The sequence below is a fragment of the Dysosmobacter sp. genome (assembly GCF_034093755.1).
Taxonomy (GTDB): Bacteria; Bacillota; Clostridia; order Oscillospirales; family Oscillospiraceae; genus Oscillibacter.
Genome location: NZ_JAXEBZ010000038.1, coordinates 32,543 through 52,658, shown reverse-complemented (window position 1 = coordinate 52,658; position 20,116 = coordinate 32,543). Strand labels below are relative to the sequence as shown.

The following is a 20,116-nucleotide window of genomic DNA, read 5'->3' as shown; positions in this document are numbered from 1 at the left end:
GAGGTGCACGATGAAGAAAAACCTGTATAGTCTGATGCTGTCGGAGGACGTGGTGCGGGCGGTGGACGCCATGGCCCACCGGACGGGAACCAACCGATCCGCTCTGGTGAACCAGATTCTGGCGGAGTACCTGGACCTGTCCACGCCGGAGCAGCGCATCAACGACATTTTCCGGACCATCGAGGAGCTGGTGGCGCCGGGGCAGGAGCTGGTGCCCTTCTTCGCCCCCAACTCCCCCACCATGTCCCTGAAATCCAGCCTGGCCTACAAGTACCGGCCCACGGTGAAGTACGAGGTGGAGCTGGACCGCACCGGCCGGGGGGTGCTGGGAGAGCTGAGCGTCATCTTCCGCACTCAGTCGGCGGAGCTGATCGGGGCGCTGACGGAGTTTTTCCGGCTGTGGGTCCGCGTGGAGAGCGCCTGGCTGGCCCCGGCCATGGGGGCGCAGCTCACCTGCTCGCTGTATGACGGCCGCTTCGTCCGGCCCATTGCCCTGCCCCGGCAGGAGTGTACCGCCGGGGAGATTGCCGCCGCCATCTCCGACTACGTGCAGCTGTTTGACCGGCTGCTGAAGGGCTACCTGGGCGGCAGCCTGACGCCCCGGCAGGTGGAACAGGCCTACCGGGAGGACCTGCGGCAGCGGAAGCTGCTGATCTGACATTGTATCTGAATGAGGTGATTGTATGAACGCTGAGAAATATACCCGCAAGACCGTGGAGGCCATTCAGACGGCCCAGTCCATGGCCCAGGAGAACCAGAACCAATACGTGACGCCGGAGCATCTGCTCTACGCCCTGCTGGACCAGGACGGCGGCCTCATCGGCTCCATCTTCGGCAAGATGGGCGTCAACGTGGACGGCGTGCTGTCGGAGCTGGACGGCCTCATCGGCCGCCTGCCCAAGGTCTCCGGCAGCAGCACCCAGGTGTACGCCTCCCCGGAGCTGGGGAAGACGCTGACCCTGGCGGAAAAGACGGCGGAGAAGCTGAAGGACGAGTATGTGTCGGTGGAGCACCTGATGCTGGCGCTGTTTTCCGAGGGCACGCAGCAGGTGAAGCAGCTGCTGCAGGACCACGGCGTCACCCGCTCCCGGTTTTCCGAAGAATTGAGCAAGGTGAAGGCCAACCCTGTCACCAGCGACAACCCGGAGGACACCTACGATGCCCTGAAAAAGTACGGCACGGACCTGGTGGAGCGGGCCCGCACCAAGGAGCTGGACCCGGTGATCGGCCGGGACAGCGAGATCCGGAACGTGATCCGCATCCTGTCCCGGAAGACCAAGAACAACCCGGTGCTTATCGGCGAGCCGGGCGTGGGCAAAACCGCCATCGCCGAGGGCCTGGCCCAGCGGATCGTCCGGGGGGACGTGCCGGAGGGCCTGAAGGACCGCACCATCTTCTCCCTGGACATGGGCGCCCTGATTGCCGGCGCCAAGTACCGGGGCGAGTTTGAGGAGCGGCTGAAGGCCGTGCTGGAGCAGGTGCGCAAGTCCGAGGGCAGGATCATCCTGTTCATCGATGAGCTGCACACCATTGTGGGCGCCGGCAAAACCGAGGGCAGCATGGACGCCGGCAACCTCCTGAAGCCCATGCTGGCCCGGGGCGAGCTGCACTGCATCGGCGCCACCACCCTGGACGAGTACCGCCAGTATATCGAGAAGGACGCGGCGCTGGAGCGCCGGTTCCAGCCGGTGCAGGTGGATGAGCCTACGGTGGAGGATACCATCTCTATCCTCCGGGGCCTGAAGGAGCGCTACGAGATTTTCCACGGCGTCCGCATCCATGACAACGCCCTGGTGGCCGCCGCCACGCTGTCGGACCGCTATATCACCGACCGCTTCCTGCCGGACAAGGCCATTGACCTGGTGGACGAGGCCTGCGCCAAAATCCGCACGGAGATCGACTCCATGCCCGCCGAGATGGACGATCTGCGCCGGAAGATCATGCAGCAGGAGATCGAGGAGATGGCCCTGAAAAAGGAGGACGACCAGCTGTCCAAGGACCGGCTGGCGGAGCTGAAGCGGGAGCTGGCCGACGAGAAGGAGCAGTTCAACGCCATGAAGTCCCGCTGGGAGGCGGAGAAGAGCGGCGTGGACCGGGTGAAGCAGCTGAAGGCCGACATCGACCGGCTCCACGGGGAGATCGAGCAGGCCCAGGCGGCGCTGGAGTATGAAAAGGCCGCCCGACTGCAGTACTCCGACCTGCCGGCGCTGGAAAAGCAGCTGAAGGAGGCGGAGGCCGCCGGCGGCCACACCGCCGAAAACTCCATGGTCCACGATACCGTCACGGAGAACGAGATTGCCGACATTGTGAGCAAGTGGACCGGCATCCCCGTGTCCCGGCTGATGGAAGGGGAGCGGGAGAAGCTGCTGCGGATGCCCGACATCATCCACAAGCGGATGGTGGGCCAGGACGAGGCCGTCCGGCTGGTCAGCGAGGCCATCCAGCGGTCCCGGGCCGGCATCGCCGACCCCAACCGGCCCATCGGCAGCTTCCTGTTCCTGGGCCCCACCGGCGTGGGCAAAACGGAGCTGGCCAAGTCCCTGGCGGAGTGCCTGTTTGACGATGAGCACAGCATGGTCCGCATCGACATGACGGAGTACATGGAGAAGTTCTCCGTGTCCCGGCTCATCGGCGCCCCTCCGGGCTACGTGGGCTATGACGAGGGCGGCCAGCTGACGGAGGCCGTCCGCCGGAAGCCCTATTCCGTGGTGCTGTTTGACGAGGTGGAGAAGGCCCACCCGGATGTGTTCAACATCCTGCTGCAGATTCTGGATGACGGCCGCATCACCGACTCCCAGGGCCGCACCGTGGACTTCAAGAACACCATCATCATCCTCACCTCCAACCTGGGATCCCAGGAGCTGCTGGAGGGCATCCAGACCGACGGCTCCATCGCCGACTCCGCCCGGGAGGCCGTCATGGCCCTGCTGAAGCGGTCCTTCCGCCCGGAGTTTTTGAACCGGCTGGACGAGATCATCCTGTTCCGCCCCCTGACCCGGGAGAACCTCAGCGGCATTGTGGAGATTCTGCTCAGCGGCCTGCGGAAGCGCCTTGCGGACAAGACGCTGAAGCTGGAGGTCACCGACGGTGCAAAGAGCCTGATCATCGACCGGGGCTACGACCCCATTTACGGCGCCCGGCCGCTGAAGCGCTGCCTCCAGAGCGGCGCGGAGACCCTCATCGCGAAAGAGATTCTCCGGGGCGACCTGCCCGCCGGCACCACGCTGGTGCTGGACGCGGAAAACGGAGAGCTGGTCTGCGGCAAGAAATGAGTTTCAGAAGGCCCCTCCCGGCGGAGGGGCCTTCGTTTTGACCGACCTGGCCTGATAAAAAATGCGGAAACTGGGTATGGAAACAAGGTCAATCCTGCCGTATGATGGGCACACTATCTCACTGGGAGGATTTACCGTATGAAACAGAACAGCAGCTCCTTTCACCGCCTGGTGTACGGCGCGGTGCTGGCGGCGCTGGTGTGCGTCGTCACCTTTTTCCGCTTTCCCCTGCTGGGCTCCAAGGTCCACTTCGCCAACGCCATGTGCCTGCTCAGCGGCCTTCTGATGGGTCCTGCCGCCGGCGGTCTGGCCGCGGGGCTGGGCTCCGCCCTGTATGACGCCCTGTGGGGCGGCTATGACATCATCCAGTGCGCCATCACCTTTGTGTCCAAGTTCCTGATGGCCTGGGTCTGCGCGAAAATCGCCTTCGCCGGCGACCCCCAGGCCAGAAAGCACGGCTGGAATGTCGCCGCCTGCGTCATCGGCGCCCTGACCTACGTGGCGTTGTACATGCTCAAGACCTTCGTGTACCAGAAGTTCGTCTACGGCTACCCCGCCGACACCGTGTGGGCCACCATGCTGGGCAAGCTGCCCGCCTCCATGATCAACGCCGCGGCGGCCATGATCGCCGCCCCCATCCTGTATACGGCCCTGCGGCCCGCCCTGGAGCGGGCCGGCCAGCTGGCCAAAATCCGGGGCCGGAGCTGACTGGGAAAACACAAAAATGCCGCGTCCGAAGCCGGACGCGGCATTTTTGTGCCTCTTTAAACGGAAAAAGCGACCGAAAATGACGCCGGAGAAAGAAGGAGTTGCAAATTTCTTGTGCACATTTCCGGAAAATCCGTCAAAATATCGTTGAATACGCAGAAAAATTTCCAGAATCTTCCCGGTATATTGTAATCGTATGGGCGGGGACCTATAATAAGCTTGTTCAGAAACCGTTAAGAGCCTGGGTATTGGCGGAAAGAGAGGGGTGCGCAGCCGGGACGGTTTCACACATCTGGAGAGAAGTTTGGGAGGAATCATTTATGAGTAAGCAAATGAGCGACAAGGCGAGGAGCGGCGGAAATATCGCGAAGTTTATCCTGCTCAACGCCATCGGCATTTTCATGTTCTTTGTCACCATCTCCATCGGCGGCAAGAGTTCCATCCCCGTGGACCACGTGGTGACCTACATCCGCAAGATTCCCTTCTTTGAGCTGGTCTACGGCACCGGCATCGTCCTGGTGGGCGCCGTGTGGCCCTTCATCCGCAAGACCTGGAACAAGAACAAGGTCACCATGGTCTTTTCGTTCCTGAAGCTGCTGGCCATCCCCTCCATGTTCATCTGGCTGACCAAGATGGGCCCCGCCCGCTGGTTTGACGGCGACATGCTGCCCTTCATCTACAACAAGGTGGTTCTGCCGGTGTCCTGCCTGGTGCCGGTGGGCGCCGTGTTCCTGGCGTTCCTCATCAACTACGGCCTGATGGAGTTCATCGGCGTGTTCATGCGGCCCGTCATGCGGCCCATCTGGAAGACTCCCGGCCGCTCCGCCGTGGACGCCGTGGCGTCCTTCGTGGGCAGCTACTCCGTGGGTCTGCTGATCACCAACCGGGTCCACAAGGAGGGCTACTACTCCGTCAAGGAGGCCTGCATCATCGCCACCGGCTTCTCCACCGTCTCCGCCACCTTCATGGTGGTGGTGGCCAAGACCCTGGGCCTGATGGACCACTGGAACGTCTACTTCTGGTCCACCCTGATCATCACCTTCATCGTCACCGCCCTCACCACCCGCATCTATCCCCTGAGCAAGAAGCCCGACACCGGCTATCAGGGCATGGAAGTCATCCCCGAGCCCTCCACCGAGGCCGGCCTGCTGAAGACCGCCCTGAACGAGGGCCTGGAGGCCTGCGCCAACGCCCCCGGCATCTGGGAGGGCATTGTGAAGAACTTCGGCGACGGCATCAACATGGCGCTGGGCATTGCGCCCTCCCTGATGTCTGTGGGCTTCCTGGGCCTGCTGATCGCTGAGTACACCCCCCTGTTCAGCATCATCGGCTATATCTTCGTTCCCTTTGCCATGCTGGTCGGCTTCGGCAGCGAGGCCGTCATGATGGGCGAGGCCTGCGCCATCTCCCTGGCGGAGATGTTCCTCCCCGCCAACATCGTGGCCACCGCGTCTCCCATGGCCCAGTATGTCACCGCCATCGTCTGCGTGTCCGAGATTCTGTTCTTCTCCGCCTCCATCCCCTGCATCATGGGCACCGACATCGACATCTCCCTGAAGGACATCCTCATTGTCTGGGTGGAACGGGTGATCCTGTCGCTGGTTCTGGCCGGCGTAGTGGTCCGGTTCCTGTTCCCCATGTTCGGCATTCTCCTGTAAACGAAAACGGCCAAGGCCGGGAGCAAACGCTCCCGGCCTTTCTCTGTGTACTCAGGATTGGGCGGCCTCCTCGGCGAAGCGGTTATCCACCAGCTTTGTGAAGTCCACCCACTGGCTGCGCTCCAGCTCCCCGGCGGACTCCATCACGGTCTCCAGCCGCTCCAGGGCCTCCTGCTTCATCACCGGCGTGTCGTTCCAGGCGTCGATGTCCTGGTACCGCCGCACCACCGCCGCCAGCGTCTCCTCCGACGTGTCGGGGAACCGGTCGGCAATGGCTGCGGCCACCTCCTCCGGGGTGTGGTCCCGCACCCAGCGCTGCCCTCTGGCCACGGCGCTGGTGAAGCCCCGGATCACGTCCTCGTGGGCGCTGATGTAGCTGGGGGCGGCAAAATAGGCGGTGTAGGGAATCTCCCCGCTCTCCTGGCCCATGGAGCAGAGGATGTAACCCTTGCCGCTCTGCTCCATCTCCGTGGCGGTAGGCTCAAACAACGTCACATAGTCGCCGCTGCCGCCGCTGAAGGCCCCGGCCATCATGTTGAACTGGACGGAGGTGTCCACCGCCGCGTCCGCGTGGGGGATGACGCCGTTTTGCTTCATGACGTACTCCAGGGTCATCTCCGGCACGCCGCCCTTCCGGCCGCCGATGACGGTTTTGCCCCGCAAAGACTCCCAGGTGAAGTCCTCGTCGGTGCGGCCCATGAGAAACGAGCCGTCCCGCTTGGTCAGCTGGGCGAACACCACCGGGGCGTCCTCCTTCCCCTGGTTGTGGACGTAGATGCAGGCCTCCGGCCCCGCCAGGCCGATGTCCGACTGGCCGGTGAGCACCGCGGTCATCACCTTGTCGGCGCCGCCGCCGTTGGTCAGCTGAATGTCCAGCCCCTCGTCGGCGAAAAAGCCCAGCTTCATGGCCGCGTACTGGGGGGCGTAAAATACGGAGTGGGTCACCTCGTTGAGCCGGACGGTGACGGACTCCGCTTTTCTCTCTCCGCAGCCGCAGCACAGCAGCAGGGCGGAGAGCAGCAGGACGGAACAGATTTTTTTCATGCGATCACTCCTAAACGGTTTTTCAGAAAGGCCTCCAGCCACAGAATCAGCTGATACATCACCACGGCGGCCGCGGCCAGCAGCAGAACGGTGGCCATGACCAGGTCCATGTTGAACACCTGGGAGCCGTAGACAATGAGGTAGCCCAGTCCCGCCCGGGACACCAGAAACTCCCCCATGATGACCCCCACCCAGCTGAGGCCCACGTTCACCCGCAGGGTGTTGAACAACGCGGCGTAGTTGGCGGGGAACACCAGCAGGGTGAAGATCTGGCGCCGGGTGGCGCCCAGGGTCCGCATCAGCTGAATCTTTCTGGGGTCGGTGGAGAGAAAGCCCACGTGCATATTGAGAATGGTGACAATGACGGAGATGGCCAGGGTCATGGCGATGATGGACCCGGTGCCTGCCCCCATCCAGACGATGAAAATGGGGCCCAGGGCGGTTTTGGGCAGGGCGTTGAGCACCACCAGGTAAGGCTCCAGCACCTCCGAGAGGGTGTCGCTCCACCACAATGCCGCGGCGATGAGGGTGCCCAGGGCGGTGCCCAGGGTGAAGCCCACCGCCGTCTCCCAGCAGGATACCCCCACGTGGAGCCACAGCTCCCCGGAGCGGCACAGCCCCGCCAGCGTGGCCGCCACCCGGCTGGGACTGCTGACGATGAAGGCGTCCACCCACCCCAGGCGGGCGGCGGCCTCCCACAGGCACAATCCCCCCGCCAGCAGCAGCCCCCTGGCCGCGGCCACGGCGGCTCTTCGCCGCCTGCGGCGGCGGAGGTAGGCAATCCGGGCGGGGGAGAGAGTCGGCTGTTCAGCCATTCACATCCAGCTCCTTCCAGATGAGATTGAAAAATTCCTGAAACTCCGGGGCGCCGCGCCGCTCCATGGGGGAGAGGGTCCGCAGCGGCCCCAGCTGGTGGACGGACCGGACCACCGCGGGCCGTTTCGACAGCACCGCCACCCGGTCCGACAGGGCGATGGCTTCCGAAATATCATGGGTGACCAGCAGGGCGGTCTTGTGTTCCTGACGAATGATGTGATGGATGTCCGCGGAGACGGAGAGACGGGTCTGGTAGTCCAGGGCGGAGAAGGGTTCATCCAGCAGCAGGATGCAGGGGTCGGCGGCCAGCGTCCGGATCAGGGCGCACCGCTGGCGCATCCCGCCGGAGAGCTGGGAGGGCCGCTTGCCGGCGAAGTCCGCCAGGCCGTACCGCTCCAGCAGCTGGCGCACCCGCGCCTGCCGGGCAGGGTCGTTCCGGCGGGTCACCTGCAGCCCCAGCGTCACGTTGCTCCAGATGCTGCGCCACTCAAACAGCTGATCCCGCTGGGGCATGAACCCCACCTTGGGAGACGGGGCGGTGACGGCCTCGCCGTCCACCGCCACCAGACCCCGGTCCGGCCGCTCCAGTCCCGCGATGAGGGACAGCAGCGTGGACTTTCCGCACCCGGAAGGCCCCACGATGCTGAGAAATTCCCCCTCCTCCATGTCGAATGTAATGTCCCGCAGAGCCTCCGTCTCGCCTTCCGGCGACTGATAGGTCAGGGCCGCCTGCCGCAGTTCGATCATCATGGCGACGTGCCTCCTTTGGCTGCTGAAAAGGCTTTCCCGACAATCTATGCGCCGCCGCTCCGGTTTGCTCCACGGCAAAAAATCGGACGGCCTTTCTTGACAAGCGGCGAAAAATGGTGCAAAATTGGAGAAAAAATCGGCTCCGGCCGGAAAACTCAGTGTGCGCGAAAAGGAGAACGGTTCTATGGGAGAAATTTTTGAGACCATGATGCTGGTGTGCTTCGGTGTGTCCTGGCCCTTCAACATCGCCAAGTCCTACCGGTCCCGGACGGCCCGGGGCAAGAGCATCGGCTTCCAGACGCTGGTGATTATCGGCTACATCTGCGGCATCACCGGCAAAATCCTCACCGGCAAGGTCAGCTACGTGGTGGCGGTGTATCTGCTGGATCTGCTGATGGTGTCCATCGACCTGGCGCTGACCATCCGCAACAAGAAGCTGGACCGGCTGGCGGACCAGGCTGCCGGAAAATAAACCGGAAAACAGGGGCGCAGTGCGCCCCTGTTTTTGTTTTTACGCCGGTTTGCAAAACAATGTTTTACAAACCGGCCTGTTTCGGGTACAATAGCCCCAAATCAAAACACAAAAGGAGAATTCCCCTATGAAAGCATTTACCGGCAGTGAACACTACATCGCCTCGGAGGAGCTGCTGAGCAGCGTGGAGGTGGCCCGCGCCCTGGGCAAGCCGCTGCTCATCAAGGGCGAGCCGGGCACCGGCAAAACCCAGCTGGCCCAGGCGGTGGCGGACCAGCTGAACATGGACCTGATCATCTGGAACATCAAGTCCACCACCAAGGCTCAGGACGGCCTGTACGTCTATGACACCGTGGCCCGGCTGTATGACAGCCAGTTCGGCGGTGAGGGCGTCAATGACATCGCCCGGTACATCAAGCTGGGCAAGCTGGGCGAGGCCTTCCGCTCGGAGGAGCAGGTGGTGCTGCTGATCGACGAGATCGACAAGGCGGACCTGGAGTTCCCCAACGACCTGCTGTGGGAGCTGGACCGGATGGAGTTCTACATCCCGGAGACGAAGGAGACGGTCCGGGCCAGGCACCGCCCCATCGTCATCATCACCTCCAACGCGGAAAAGGAGCTGCCGGACGCCTTTTTGCGCCGGTGCATCTTCCACTATATCCAGTTCCCGGACAAGGAGATGATGGAGCGCATCGTCCGGGCCCACTACCCCCGCATTGACGACGAGCTGCTGGCCCAGGCCATGGAGACGTTCTACCTGATCCGGGACAACTACGTCCTGCAGAAGAAGCCCAGCACCTCGGAGCTGCTGGACTGGCTGCAGGCCCTGGAGATCGGCGGCGCGGACCCCCAGAAGCTGCGGGACACCGTTCCCTTTGCCGGCGTGCTGCTGAAAAAGACGGAGGACCTGGAAAAGGTGAAGAAGCCTGCCGGCAAGAGCAGAGGGTGGTAACGTGTTCACGGATTTCTTCTACTTTCTCCGCGCCAGCGGGCTGAAGGTGTCCCTCAACGAGTGGATGAGCCTGATGGAGGCCATGCACCAGGGGCTGCACAACTCCAGCCTCACCGGGTTTTACTACCTGTGCCGGGCGGTGCTGGTGAAGTCGGAGTCGGACTTCGACAAGTTCGACCGGGCGTTTCTGGAGTTTTTCCGGGACGTGAAAACCATCGAGGACCTGCCCCAGGAGCTGCTGGACTGGCTGGCCACCCCCGTCAAGGCCCGGGAATATGAGAAGGACGAGGTGGACCGCCGCTTCGCGGGCCTGGACCTGCAGCGCATCCGGGAGATGCTGGAGCAGCGGCTCCGGGAGCAGCACGAGCGCCATGACGGCGGCAGCAAGTGGGTGGGCACCGGCGGCACCTCCCCCTTCGGCAACTCCGGCTACGCCCCCATCGGCGTCCGGGTGGGCGGCGAGGGCCGCCACCGGAACGCGGTGCAGGTGGCCGCCCAGCGGCAGTATCAGGACTTCCGCCGGGACACCACTCTGGACATCCGCCAGTTCCAGATGGCCTTCCGCCGGCTGCGGCAGCTGTCCAGCCGGAACGAGGGCCCCAAGGACGAGCTGCAGCTGGAGCCCACCATTCAGGCCACCTGCGACAACGCGGGCCATCTGAAGCTGGTGTTCGACCGGCCCCGCACCAATGACCTGAAGCTGCTGCTGCTGTTTGACAGCGGCGGGTCCATGTGGCCCTACACCCAGCTTTGCAGCCAGCTGTTCCGGGCGGCCCACCAGTCCAACCACTTCAAGGCCCTGAAAACCTACTACTTCCACAACTGCCCCTACGAGACGCTGGCCCTGACCCCGGATTTCTGGCGCAGCGAGAGCGTGGACACGGAGAAGGTCCTCAACGGCATGTCCCCCGACTGGCGGGTGATTCTGGTAGGGGACGGGGCCATGGCCCTGTCGGAGCTGACGGAAAAGGGCGGCTGCATCGACTATTACCACTACAACTCCCAGCCGGGCATCTACTATATCCGCCTGCTGGCCAAACGCTTTTCCCATCTGGTGTGGCTGAACCCCATGCCGGAGCGCAGCTGGGACTATATCCACGGCCGCTCCAGCATCGCCCTGCTGCGCCAGGAGGTGCCCATGTTCCCCCTGTCCATCGACGGGCTGGACCGGGCGCTGAAGCGGCTGATGGTAAGCCGGTGAGAAGTTCGCAGAAAGAAAAATTTACACAAATTTTGCGGGAAAATATTTTTCAATCCTGCACAAAATCTGAATTTTCCGAAAAATTTTTCTTACGAAACGGCGGCGGAAAATGGTATCATCAGGGTATCCGAAAGGAGGAGACGCCTGTGAAACGCATTCAGTCCGCCTGCCTGGAGCAGACCATCCGCTTCGCCGCCAAGGACGCGCCCACCGCCGCCGAGGCTGCCCGCATGACCGACGCCGAGTACCGCCACTATCTGGTCCAGCTGGACCGGGGCCGCACGGCCTACAAGGTTCTGGAGGAGCGGCCCCAGGAGGACGGTTCCCTGCTGATCCGCATCAAGCGGCAGTACAACAGCTACGATACGGGAGAGTATCTGGATTGAAAAAAGCCTGACAGCCAAAGCTGTCAGGCTTTTTCGTGCTTATACGCCCATGAACAGGGGCACCAGCAGCGCCGAAAACAGGCAGGCGGCCATGCCGGTGGTCAGGGAGTAGGGCAGGGTTTCGGCGCCGCAGGTGCGCTCCACAATGGGCAGGCACACGTCCATGGCGCAGGTGCCGGGCAGCGTGACGGCCTCGACGCAGCCGATTTTCGCCGCCGCCAGCGGCAGGAGGATGATGCCCAGCATCTCCCGCAGCACGTTGTGGAGAAAGGAGATGGCGCCGGCCACGGCGTGTCCCGCGCCGGAGATGATGCCGGGGGCCAGGGAGTACCAGCCGAAGCCGGCGCTGATGGCCAGTCCCTCCCGCAGCGTCACCGGGGAGAGGGCCGCATAGACGGCGCCGGCCAGCAGCGTGCCGGCCACGGAGGCCAGCGGCACCAGCACCACCGCCGGTCCCGCCCCCCGGAGCATGTCCCCCAGCCGGTTTTCCAGGCCCAGGCTGAAGCCCACCGCACCCAGCAGAATGCACAGGCTCACCGTCATGCACAGGTCGGAGACGGCGAAAAAGGCCTCCAGGCGGATGCCGGGCCGGAGAAGCAGCAGGTAGCCGCAGACCATGCCGGCGGCGGCCATTCCGAAGATCAGCAGGGAGGAGCGGACGCTGTTCAGGTCCGTCTGCCCGGCGGCCTGCCCCTCCCCCGGGGTCTGCCGGAGGGCACTGCCCGCCGGCCGGCCGCGGCGGTCGATTCCCAGCAGCCGGCGGACGGCATAGGCAGCCGCCATGCTGCCCGCCATGGTCAGCGCCGTGATGAACACCGCCTGGGCGCCGATGGCGGCCAGGCTGGCCGTCACCTCCCGGTTGGCGCCCATGCGCAGACCCATGAGAAAGACCAGCACGCAGACGATGGAGTTCAGAAGCCTGCCGGTAAAGCGAAGACGCCGGGCACGGCGCCGCAGCGCGGAGGCCAGCAGGTAGCCGGCGATCATAATGCTCCAGTAGAGAATCAGTAAAGCCATGGAAAAATCTCCGTTCCGACCGCGAAACAAGCTGGATTCTGGGGCGGTCTGTCAACGGGATTATACCGGATGGGCCGTTCCGGCGCAACCCTGCCCGGAGGTGGGGAAAAGGACCCGGAAGCACGCGCTCAGCCGATGAATTCCAGACCGGTGGCCTCCACAAAGGCCTCCGCCGCGGCGGGGTCCGCCTGTGCGGGGTCCAGCGGCAGGGTGAACAGGGCACCGGTGACGTCCGGCGCCAGGGAGATGGTGCCGTCCTCCACCGTGGGGAACAGGGCGGGGGAGGGGACGCCGCCCTCGTACACGGCGAAGTACACCGTGTGGTCGGCGAACATCTCCAGATTCCGGGTGTCATACAGGTAGTAGGCCACGCCGCCCTCCACAAAGGACTGGCAGCCGGCACCCAGGGTCCAGCTGTTGACGGCTCTGACGTGATACCCGCTGACCAGAGGGGAGTAGCTCAGGCTGTCGGGCAGCTCCTCCAGCGGCTGCCCGTCGGTGCGGGCCAGGGAGAACACGGCGTAGGTCCGGTCGCTGATCAGTTCCCCGTTGTATTCGGCGGGGCAGCGGGACAGGTCCGCGCCGGACACCAGCCCGCTGAGGGTGACGGTACAGTCCCCCACGGTCCGGCTTTCATTGATGACAACGGCGCTGTCGCTTTCAAAGGCGGCGGCCAGCAGGGGCTGGGCGGTCCGCTCCGCCACCTGGGCGGGGGTGAGCCACACCAGGGCGGCGGAGACGCTGAGGGTCAGCAGGGCGATGGCGGCGGCAATCAGCAGGGTGGTTTTTTTCGTGCGGTTCATGGGATAATTCCTTTCCGCTGCCGCGCTGTCCGCCTGCCGGCGCAGCAGAGCTTCCGTCCGCTCCGGAAAGTCGGGGGAAAAGGAAATCCGGTCAAAGGCCTCCCGGTATTCCCGATGGGTCATGACATCTCCTCCTTCAGCATGCGGCGCAGCCGTTCCCGGCCCCGGGCCAGACGGGTCCCCACGGTGGAAGCGGGCAGCCGCAGCAGCTTTGCGATCTCTTTGATGGAATAGCCTTCGTAGTAGTACAGGTGGATGACGGCGCTGTAGGCCTCCGGCAGCGCCTGTACTGCGGAAAGGAGCGTGGGCACGTTGTCCTCCCGGGCGGGAATCTGGGTGCCGGTCTCCTCCAGGGAGACGGCCCGCCGGTCCGCCCGGCGGCGGATGTCGCTTGCGCGGTGGAGGGTGGCGCGGATGAGCCACGCCTTCTCATGCTCCGGGCCCTGGAACATGGGACGGGCAGTCACCAGCTTCAGAAACACCTCCTGCACCGCGTCCTCCGCGTCGGCGGGGGAGAGACGGGTGCAGGCCAGCCGCAGCAGCGAGGGGCTGTACTGCTCCACCAGGCGGCGGATCTCGTCGTCGTTCACGGTCTCACTCCTTTCACCTCAAATACGCGTGAGGCGGCGGAAATTTCCCACCGGCGCAAAAAAACTTCCCGGACCCTCCGGCCCGGGAAGCGCGCGTTACTTTTTCAGCCTGCGGATGCCCTCCAGACGGTTCAGGGCGTCGTACAGGGTCTCGTCATTTTTGGCGAAGTGGAGCCGGATCAGGTGGTTCACGTCCTCCCGGAAGAAGCTGGAGCCGGGGACGGCGCCCACGCCCACCTCCCGGGCCAGGGCCTCGCAGAATTCGAGGTCGCTTTCGTAGCCGTACTCACCGATGTCCAGCAGCACGTAGTAGGCACCCTCCGGCGTGGTGTGGGCGATTTTCAGATCGTCCAGGCCCTTCAGGAACAGGTCCCGCTTGTGGGTGTACTTTTCCAGCAGGCCGTCATAGTAGTCCTGACCGAAGTTCAGGGCGGGAATGACGGCCTCCATCAGCGGCGCGGCGGCGCCCACCGTCAGAAAGTCATGGACCTTCTTGGCCCGGTCAATGATCTCCTCCGGGGCGATGATGTAGCCCAGGCGCCAGCCGGTGATGGAGTAGGTCTTGGACAGGGAGGAGCAGGAGAGGGTCCGCTGCGCCATGCCCGGCAGGGCGGCGAAATAGGTGTGCTGATGGGGGGCGTAGACGATGTGCTCATACACCTCGTCGGTGATGACGTACACATCATACTTCTCCGCCAGGGCGGCGATGGTCTCCAGCTCCGCCCGGGTGAACACCCGGCCGCAGGGGTTGGAGGGGTTGCAGAGAATCAGGGCCTTGGGGTGCTGGCGGAAGGCGTCCTCCAGCACCTCCGGGTCGAAGGTGAAGGAGGGAGGCACCAGGGGCACGTAGATGGGCTCCGCGCCGGAGAGGATGGCGTCGGCGCCGTAGTTTTCATAGAAGGGGGAGAACACCACCACCTTGTCGCCGGGGTTGGCCACGGTCATCATGGCGCACATCATGGCCTCGGTGGAGCCGCAGGTCACCACAATGTTCCGCTCCGGGTCAATGTCCAGCCCCATGCAGCGCCGCTGCTTGGCGGCCAGGGCCTGGCGGAAGTTGGGGGCGCCCCAGGTGATGGCGTACTGGTGGGGCCCTTCGTGGGCCACCTCCGCCAGTCGGTCCATGATGGCCTGGGGCGGGTCAAAGTCAGGAAACCCCTGGGACAGGTTGACGGCGCCGTACTGCATGGAAACCCGGGTCATGCGGCGGATGACGGAATCGGTGAAGCACTCCGTGCGGGCGGAGAGGGGCTTGGGCATAGAGATCACTCCTTATTAATCCGTTAAAGTCGGTTTTTCACGGCAAGTATAGCACACCCGGAAGCGTTTGCCAACCGCCTTTTCCCGTGGTAAAATGAGAAAAACAAAAAAACGGAAAGGAAGATCGCCATGAACGAAACCATCAGAACGCTGCTGGAGCGGCGGAGCGTCCGCGGCTACCGCCCCGACGCCGTGGAGGAGGAGAAGCTGCGGGCTATTCTGGAGGCGGGGCTGTACGCGCCCTCCGCCATGGGCCGCCAGTCCGTCACATTGGTGACGGTGGAGGACCGGGCCACCCGGGACGCCCTGGAGCGGGCCAACGCCGCCATTCAGGGCATTCCCGACGGGAAGCCCTTCTACGGCGCGCCGGTGGCGGTGGCGGTGCTGGCGGACCCGGAGGCCACCACCGCCATCAACGGCCAGCGGGACGGCGCCCTGGCCCTGGGAGCCATGATGAACGCCGCCTGGAGTCTGGGAGTGGCCTCCTGCTGGGTGAACCGGGCGGAGGAGTTCTTTGCCTCCCCGGAGGGCAAGGCGCAGCTGCGGGCATGGGGTCTGCCGGAGCGGCTGGAGGGCGTGGGCTTCTGCATCCTGGGCTATGCCCACAGGGAACCTGCCCCCGCCGCGCCCCGGCGGGAGGGCCGGATAGTGCGGGTCTGACCGCCGGAACGCTTCCCCGTTCGCCGGAAAACCGGCGGACGGGGATTTTTTCCCGGAAAAAGGCGCCTGCGCCGTCCTGTGCCCAAATTTTTTCGCTGGACGCTCCGCCGTCCGCCTTTCCCGACGGGTTTCTTCTTTCCCGACTGGTAGAATGAGGAAAAACGAAGGCGGGAGGGACAAGCCGTGGAATTCCAACAGCTGCGTCTGGACCGGGACAACCCGGTCCGTTATCTGAACTGGGGCATCCGCTTTTTCCTGGCGGCGGCGCTGACGGCGGCCCGTCTGCCCTCCGGGGCGGCCCCCTTTGCCCTGGGCTGGGTGGCGGCGGCCGGCGCCGGAGGCGACGGCATGGCGGCGCTGGCGGGCACGGGGCTGGGGGCGGTGCTGTTTCTCAGCTTTGACCGGGGGCTGCCCCACCTGGCGGTGGCGGTGCTGCTGGTGACCACCGCCGCGGCGCTGCAGGGTCTGCGGGTGATGAAGCGGCCCCGGGCGGTGCCGGTCCTGGCGGCAGCGCTGTTCTGTGCGGTGGACATGGCCTATGTCCTCCAGGCGGCGTCGCCCCTCAGCCGCCTGCCGGACTGCCTGGTGGGCACGGTCCTCTGCGGCGCGGCGGCCCGGGCCTACGGAGCGCTGCCGGCGCCGGGGCGGGCGGCCCCCTCCCCCGATGCGCCGGTGTTTCTGGCGGCCACGCTGCTGCTGGCGCTGACGGAGCCGGAGATCGGCGGGCTGTCCCCCGGCCGGGGATTGCTGTGCGCCCTGCTGGTGACGGCGGGCTGGCGGGACGGCCCGGTGCGGGGCATGACCGTGGGGCTGTGGACCGGGCTGCTGGCGGACCTGTGCGCCGGGACGGGGACGCTGTTTTACACCGCCGCCTACGGCCTGCTGGGGCTGCTGGCAGGGTGGCGGTCCGGCTGCGGCCGGCTGTGGGCGGCGGCGGTGTGCGCCGCCGGGACACTGGCGCTGATGATTCCGGTGACGGAACCCTGGGGCGTGTCCCTGGTGGGGGAGGCGGCGGTGGGCTGTATCGTGTTTGTGCTGATCCCAGCCCGGGTCTTCGGCGGCAAGCGGCTGCTCCGCCGGGAGCGGACGGAGGAGCGCTCCGACTCGCCGGAGGGGCTGAAACGGCGGCTGGGCCGGGCCGCGGCGGCCTTCCGGGATCTGTATGACACCCTGGGCCGCACCGCCCCTGACGGCGGCGGGGAGAACCCGGCGGTGATCTTTGACCGGGCGGCGGAGAAGGTGTGCCGGGGCTGCGCCCTGTGTGAGCTGTGCTGGAAAAAGGAGTACGTGTCCACCTTCAACGCCCTCAACGACGCCACCCCCTTCCTGCTGGAGCGGGGGCGTTCGCTGCCCAAGGACTACCCCGCCCACTTCACCGGCCGGTGCATCCACCTGACGGAATTCCTCACCGCCGTGGACGGCGAGACCTCCGCCTTTCTGCTGCGGCGGCAGTACCGCCGCCAGGTGGAGGACGCCCGCCGCAGCGCCCGGGGCCAGTACGCCCAGATGGGGGAGCTGCTCAGCGCCGCGGCGGCGGACCTGGGGGCGGCGGTGCCGGCGGCGGGGGAGCGGCTGCCCTACCGCATCGGCGCGGCCCTCCAGCCCCGGGAGGGGGAGAGCGTCTGCGGCGACAGCGTCAGCTCCTTTGAGACGGACACGGGGCGGCTGTGCCTGCTGCTCAGCGACGGCAGCGGCAGCGGCGAAAGCGCCCGGCGGGAGTCCGCCCTCACCAACCGGCTTCTGCGGCAGTTTCTGGAGGCGGGGGTGGAGCCGTCGGCGGCCCTGAAGACCCTCAACGCCGCCCTGGCCCTCCGCAGCCAGGAGACGGGCAGCTTCGCCACCATTGACCTTCTGACGGTGGAGCTGGGAGACGGGGACGCGGCCCTCTACAAATACGGCGCGGCCCCCACCTACGTGAAAAAGGGGGGCAGCGTCCGCCGCATTACCGGCCATGCCCTGCCGCCGGGCCTGCGGGACGGCCAGACGCCGCCGGATGTGACGCGGCTGCGCCTGGAGCGGGGAACCTTTACCGTCATGGTCAGCGACGGCGTGGCCGACGCCCTGGGGGACGAGTGGCTGCAGGACCTGCTGGCAGGCTGGGAGGGTACGGACCCCCAGATCCTGGCGGGGCTGGTGATGGCGGAGGCGGCCCGCCGGGGCAGCCGGCAGGATGACTGCGGCGTGCAGGTGCTGTGTCTGCCGGAGGGGAAGCGGCAGGTGTGAGAAAATTTCCCCCGGGCCGTATAATGGCCGCCCTGTCCGGCCAGACTGAACAGCGAAAGCTTTTGACGGGGAGTGTGGGCCATGGTAAAAGGAGTATCCAGACGGGTTGTGGTGGTGGAGTCACCGGACCAGCGGTTTTTCGAGCAGGCCATTTTCATCCTGCGCAGCGACGCCGCCGGGGAGGGCGTGTCCTCCCGGGAGGTGGTGGAGGAGGCCCGGCGGGTGGCCCGGGACTACGCCGCCGGCAGCGGCGGCGTCCGCCGGTTCCGGGACCTTTCCCCGCTGGTGTGGGCGCTGACCGGCGCCGGGGGCTGTGCCCTGGTGTGGCTGCTGGCGTGTCTTGTGTAGGACAGACAGGACCTCTGGAGGAATCCGGAGGTCCTGTTTCGATTTCATGCAGATTTTACAAAGCGGTTCTTTTGCATTTAACACAGGAAGTTTACAGTAGGGGATGTACCGAACGGGACTGAAATTGATGAAAAGGAGAATTCCAACCATGAAAAAGATCACAACCCTGCTGCTGACGGCGGTGATGGCCGTCTCCCTGCTCTCCGGCTGCGGCCAGAGCTCCGGCGCTTCCTCCGCCCCTGCCGCTCCCGCCGCCTCCGCTCCCGCCGCTCCCGCGGAACAGAAGCTCACCGGCACCGTGGCCACCGACGGCTCCACCTCCATGGAGAAGGTCATCGGCGCCCTGGGCGAGGCCTTTGAGGGCGACAACAGCGGCGTTACCTTTACCTACAACCCCACCGGCTCCGGCTCCGGCATCACCGCCGTGGCGGAGGGCCGCTGCGACATCGGCCTGTCCAGCCGTGGCCTGAAGGACGAGGAGAAGGCCCAGGGCCTCACCGGCACCGTGCTTGCCTATGACGGCATCGCCATCATCGTCCACCCCGAAAACCCCGTAACGGACCTGGACCTGGACACCATCGCCAAGATCTACACCGGTGAGATCACCAACTGGAAGGACGTGGGCGGCGATGACGCCGAGATCGTCCTCATCGGCCGGGAGGCCGGCAGCGGCACCCGGGACGGCTTCGAGTCCATCACCGGCACCGCTGAGAAGTGCCAGTACCGCCAGGAGCTGACCTCCACCGGCGACGTGATCACCACCGTGTCCCAGAACCCCAACGCCATTGGTTACGCCTCCCTGGCCTCTGTGAAGGACACCGTCAAGGCCCTGGACGTGGGCGGCGTGACTCCCACTGAGGACACCGTGAAGGACGGCAGCTACGTGGTGCAGCGTCCCTTCGTGCTGGTCACCAAGGACGGCACCCCCCTCTCTGACGCGGCCCAGGCCTTCTTCGACTACGCCACCTCTCCCGCCGCCGCGGACATCATCGGTGCCGCCGGCGCCGTGGCTGCCAACTGAAAACGCCGGGTTGGAAAGCGGCGGCCGGTTCGGCCGCCGCTCCTCCCCGTGGAAAGGTGTGTGACTGATGAAAAACAACCGACTGCTGGAGACCTTCGTCCACGGTGTATTTCTGGTGCTGGGCCTGATTACCGTGGGCTTTGTGCTGCTGATTACGGTGTATCTGGTGGCGGCGGGCATCCCCGCCATCCGGGAGATCGGCCTGGCCCCCTTCCTGCTGGGAGAGACCTGGGCCTCCACCGCGGCGGAGCCGTCCTTCGGCATTCTGCCGTTTATTCTCACCAGCGTCTACGGCACGGCGGGCGCCATCGTTCTGGGCGTCCCGGTGGGCTTCCTGACGGCGGTGTATCTGTCCAAAATGGCGCCTCCGGCGGTGAAGGGCGTCATGGAACACGCCGTCAGCCTGCTGGCAGGCATCCCCTCGGTGGTGTACGGCCTGGTGGGCATGCTGGTGCTGGTTCCGGGCATCCGGAAGCTGTTCCACGTCCCCGACGGCGCCAGCCTGCTGGCGGCCATGGTGGTGCTGGCCATCATGATTCTGCCCTCCATCATCAAGGTGTCCGTCACGGCGCTGGACGCGGTGCCCAAAGAGTATGAGGACGCCTCCCTGGCCCTGGGGGCCACCCCGGAGGAGACGTATTTCCGGGTGTCCGTCCCGGCGGCCAAAAGCGGCATCGCCGCGGCGGTGGTGCTGGGCGTGGGCCGGGCTATCGGCGAGGCCATGGCGGTGATGATGGTCTCCGGCAACGCCCCCAACATGCCGGAGCTGTTCCAGAGCGTCCGATTCCTCACCACGGCGGTAGCCAGCGAGATGTCCTATTCCGCCGGACTGCAGCGCCAGGCGCTGTTTTCCATCGCCCTGGTGCTGTTCCTGTTCATTATGCTCATCAACGCGACGCTGAACTTCTTCCTGAAGCGCAGCAAGGAGGGCTGAG

Annotated in this window: 20 protein-coding genes; 13 read left to right on the top strand and 7 right to left on the bottom strand. The window is 65.3% G+C overall.

All coding sequences use genetic code 11. The annotated features are described in order from the left end of the window. The first annotated feature begins 10 nt into the window (after nucleotides 1-10). From SOX55_RS05315 to SOX55_RS05300, 4 genes are all read left to right on the top strand, one after another. Nucleotides 11-658 carry a CopG family transcriptional regulator gene (locus tag SOX55_RS05315; protein ID WP_325286398.1) on the top strand — a complete coding sequence of 216 codons (648 nt, stop codon included), beginning with the start codon at nucleotides 11-13 and terminating at the stop codon, nucleotides 656-658. Nucleotides 659-683: 25 nt separating this feature from the next. Then, nucleotides 684-3,272, top strand: a complete 2,589-nt coding sequence (gene clpB / locus SOX55_RS05310) for an ATP-dependent chaperone ClpB (RefSeq protein ID WP_325286397.1) — start codon at nucleotides 684-686, stop codon at nucleotides 3,270-3,272. A gap of 138 nt (nucleotides 3,273-3,410) precedes the next feature. Further along, nucleotides 3,411-3,980, top strand: coding sequence for an ECF transporter S component (locus SOX55_RS05305; RefSeq protein WP_325286396.1), 570 nt, complete (start codon nucleotides 3,411-3,413; stop codon nucleotides 3,978-3,980). A 320-nt stretch (nucleotides 3,981-4,300) separates the two neighbouring features. Next, nucleotides 4,301-5,638 (top strand): YjiH family protein, encoded by a 1,338-nt coding sequence (locus tag SOX55_RS05300; RefSeq protein ID WP_325286395.1) that lies wholly within the window; start codon nucleotides 4,301-4,303, stop codon nucleotides 5,636-5,638. 51 nt (nucleotides 5,639-5,689) lie between these two features. Here SOX55_RS05300 and SOX55_RS05295 read toward each other — a convergent pair whose 3' ends face one another. The 3 genes from SOX55_RS05295 to SOX55_RS05285 are packed head-to-tail and all read right to left on the bottom strand — an operon-like array spanning nucleotide 5,690 to nucleotide 8,248. Next, nucleotides 5,690-6,682: an ABC transporter substrate-binding protein gene (locus SOX55_RS05295; RefSeq protein ID WP_325286394.1), complete on the bottom strand. Its 993-nt coding sequence runs from the start codon at nucleotides 6,680-6,682 to the stop codon at nucleotides 5,690-5,692. Further along, nucleotides 6,679-7,497, bottom strand: a complete 819-nt coding sequence (locus SOX55_RS05290; RefSeq protein ID WP_325286393.1) for an ABC transporter permease — start codon at nucleotides 7,495-7,497, stop codon at nucleotides 6,679-6,681. Before SOX55_RS05290 ends, SOX55_RS05295 begins: the two co-directional genes overlap by 4 nt. After that, nucleotides 7,490-8,248 carry an ABC transporter ATP-binding protein gene (locus SOX55_RS05285; RefSeq protein WP_325286392.1) on the bottom strand — a complete coding sequence of 253 codons (759 nt, stop codon included), beginning with the start codon at nucleotides 8,246-8,248 and terminating at the stop codon, nucleotides 7,490-7,492. Before SOX55_RS05285 ends, SOX55_RS05290 begins: the two co-directional genes overlap by 8 nt. Before the next feature lie 184 nt (nucleotides 8,249-8,432). Between SOX55_RS05285 and SOX55_RS05280 the strand changes: the two genes are divergently transcribed. The 4 genes from SOX55_RS05280 to SOX55_RS05265 all read left to right on the top strand — a co-directional run bounded on the left by SOX55_RS05280 (nucleotide 8,433) and on the right by SOX55_RS05265 (nucleotide 11,259). Continuing rightward, nucleotides 8,433-8,720, top strand: coding sequence for a hypothetical protein (locus SOX55_RS05280; RefSeq protein WP_325286391.1), 288 nt, complete (start codon nucleotides 8,433-8,435; stop codon nucleotides 8,718-8,720). Between the two features lie 127 nt (nucleotides 8,721-8,847). Next, nucleotides 8,848-9,672 (top strand): AAA family ATPase, encoded by an 825-nt coding sequence (locus tag SOX55_RS05275; protein ID WP_325286390.1) that lies wholly within the window; start codon nucleotides 8,848-8,850, stop codon nucleotides 9,670-9,672. 1 nt (nucleotide 9,673) lies between these two features. Continuing rightward, nucleotides 9,674-10,873: a vWA domain-containing protein gene (locus tag SOX55_RS05270; RefSeq protein ID WP_325286389.1), complete on the top strand. Its 1,200-nt coding sequence runs from the start codon at nucleotides 9,674-9,676 to the stop codon at nucleotides 10,871-10,873. Between the two features lie 146 nt (nucleotides 10,874-11,019). Next, complete coding sequence (locus tag SOX55_RS05265; protein WP_325286388.1) at nucleotides 11,020-11,259, top strand: hypothetical protein; 240 nt, start codon at nucleotides 11,020-11,022, stop codon at nucleotides 11,257-11,259. A 39-nt stretch (nucleotides 11,260-11,298) separates the two neighbouring features. On the opposite strand, the gene SOX55_RS05260 is transcribed toward SOX55_RS05265, so the two are convergent. The 4 genes from SOX55_RS05260 to SOX55_RS05245 all read right to left on the bottom strand — a co-directional run bounded on the left by SOX55_RS05260 (nucleotide 11,299) and on the right by SOX55_RS05245 (nucleotide 14,929). Then, entirely contained in the window at nucleotides 11,299-12,276 is a 978-nt protein-coding gene (locus tag SOX55_RS05260; RefSeq protein ID WP_325286387.1) for a lysine exporter LysO family protein, read from the bottom strand. A 128-nt stretch (nucleotides 12,277-12,404) separates the two neighbouring features. Further along, entirely contained in the window at nucleotides 12,405-13,202 is a 798-nt protein-coding gene (locus SOX55_RS05255) for a hypothetical protein (RefSeq protein WP_325286386.1), read from the bottom strand. Continuing rightward, nucleotides 13,199-13,669 carry an RNA polymerase sigma factor gene (locus SOX55_RS05250; RefSeq protein ID WP_325286385.1) on the bottom strand — a complete coding sequence of 157 codons (471 nt, stop codon included), beginning with the start codon at nucleotides 13,667-13,669 and terminating at the stop codon, nucleotides 13,199-13,201. Before SOX55_RS05250 ends, SOX55_RS05255 begins: the two co-directional genes overlap by 4 nt. A 96-nt stretch (nucleotides 13,670-13,765) precedes the next feature. Continuing rightward, complete coding sequence (locus SOX55_RS05245) at nucleotides 13,766-14,929, bottom strand: pyridoxal phosphate-dependent aminotransferase (RefSeq protein WP_325286384.1); 1,164 nt, start codon at nucleotides 14,927-14,929, stop codon at nucleotides 13,766-13,768. Between the two features lie 129 nt (nucleotides 14,930-15,058). On the opposite strand from SOX55_RS05245, the gene SOX55_RS05240 reads away from it, so the two are divergent. The 5 genes from SOX55_RS05240 (at nucleotide 15,059) to pstC (ending at nucleotide 20,115) form a co-directional block, all read left to right on the top strand. After that, complete coding sequence (locus SOX55_RS05240; protein ID WP_325286383.1) at nucleotides 15,059-15,589, top strand: nitroreductase family protein; 531 nt, start codon at nucleotides 15,059-15,061, stop codon at nucleotides 15,587-15,589. Between the two features lie 183 nt (nucleotides 15,590-15,772). Further along, nucleotides 15,773-17,812 (top strand): SpoIIE family protein phosphatase, encoded by a 2,040-nt coding sequence (locus SOX55_RS05235; protein ID WP_325286382.1) that lies wholly within the window; start codon nucleotides 15,773-15,775, stop codon nucleotides 17,810-17,812. Nucleotides 17,813-17,893: 81 nt separating this feature from the next. Beyond that, nucleotides 17,894-18,160 carry a hypothetical protein gene (locus SOX55_RS05230; protein ID WP_325286381.1) on the top strand — a complete coding sequence of 89 codons (267 nt, stop codon included), beginning with the start codon at nucleotides 17,894-17,896 and terminating at the stop codon, nucleotides 18,158-18,160. Between the two features lie 148 nt (nucleotides 18,161-18,308). Further along, the gene (locus tag SOX55_RS05225; protein WP_325286380.1) at nucleotides 18,309-19,181 is read left to right on the top strand and encodes a phosphate ABC transporter substrate-binding protein; all 873 of its coding nucleotides are present in this window, start codon (nucleotides 18,309-18,311) and stop codon (nucleotides 19,179-19,181) included. A gap of 67 nt (nucleotides 19,182-19,248) precedes the next feature. Then, nucleotides 19,249-20,115: a phosphate ABC transporter permease subunit PstC gene (gene pstC / locus SOX55_RS05220; protein WP_325286379.1), complete on the top strand. Its 867-nt coding sequence runs from the start codon at nucleotides 19,249-19,251 to the stop codon at nucleotides 20,113-20,115. Nucleotide 20,116: the final 1 nt, after the last annotated feature.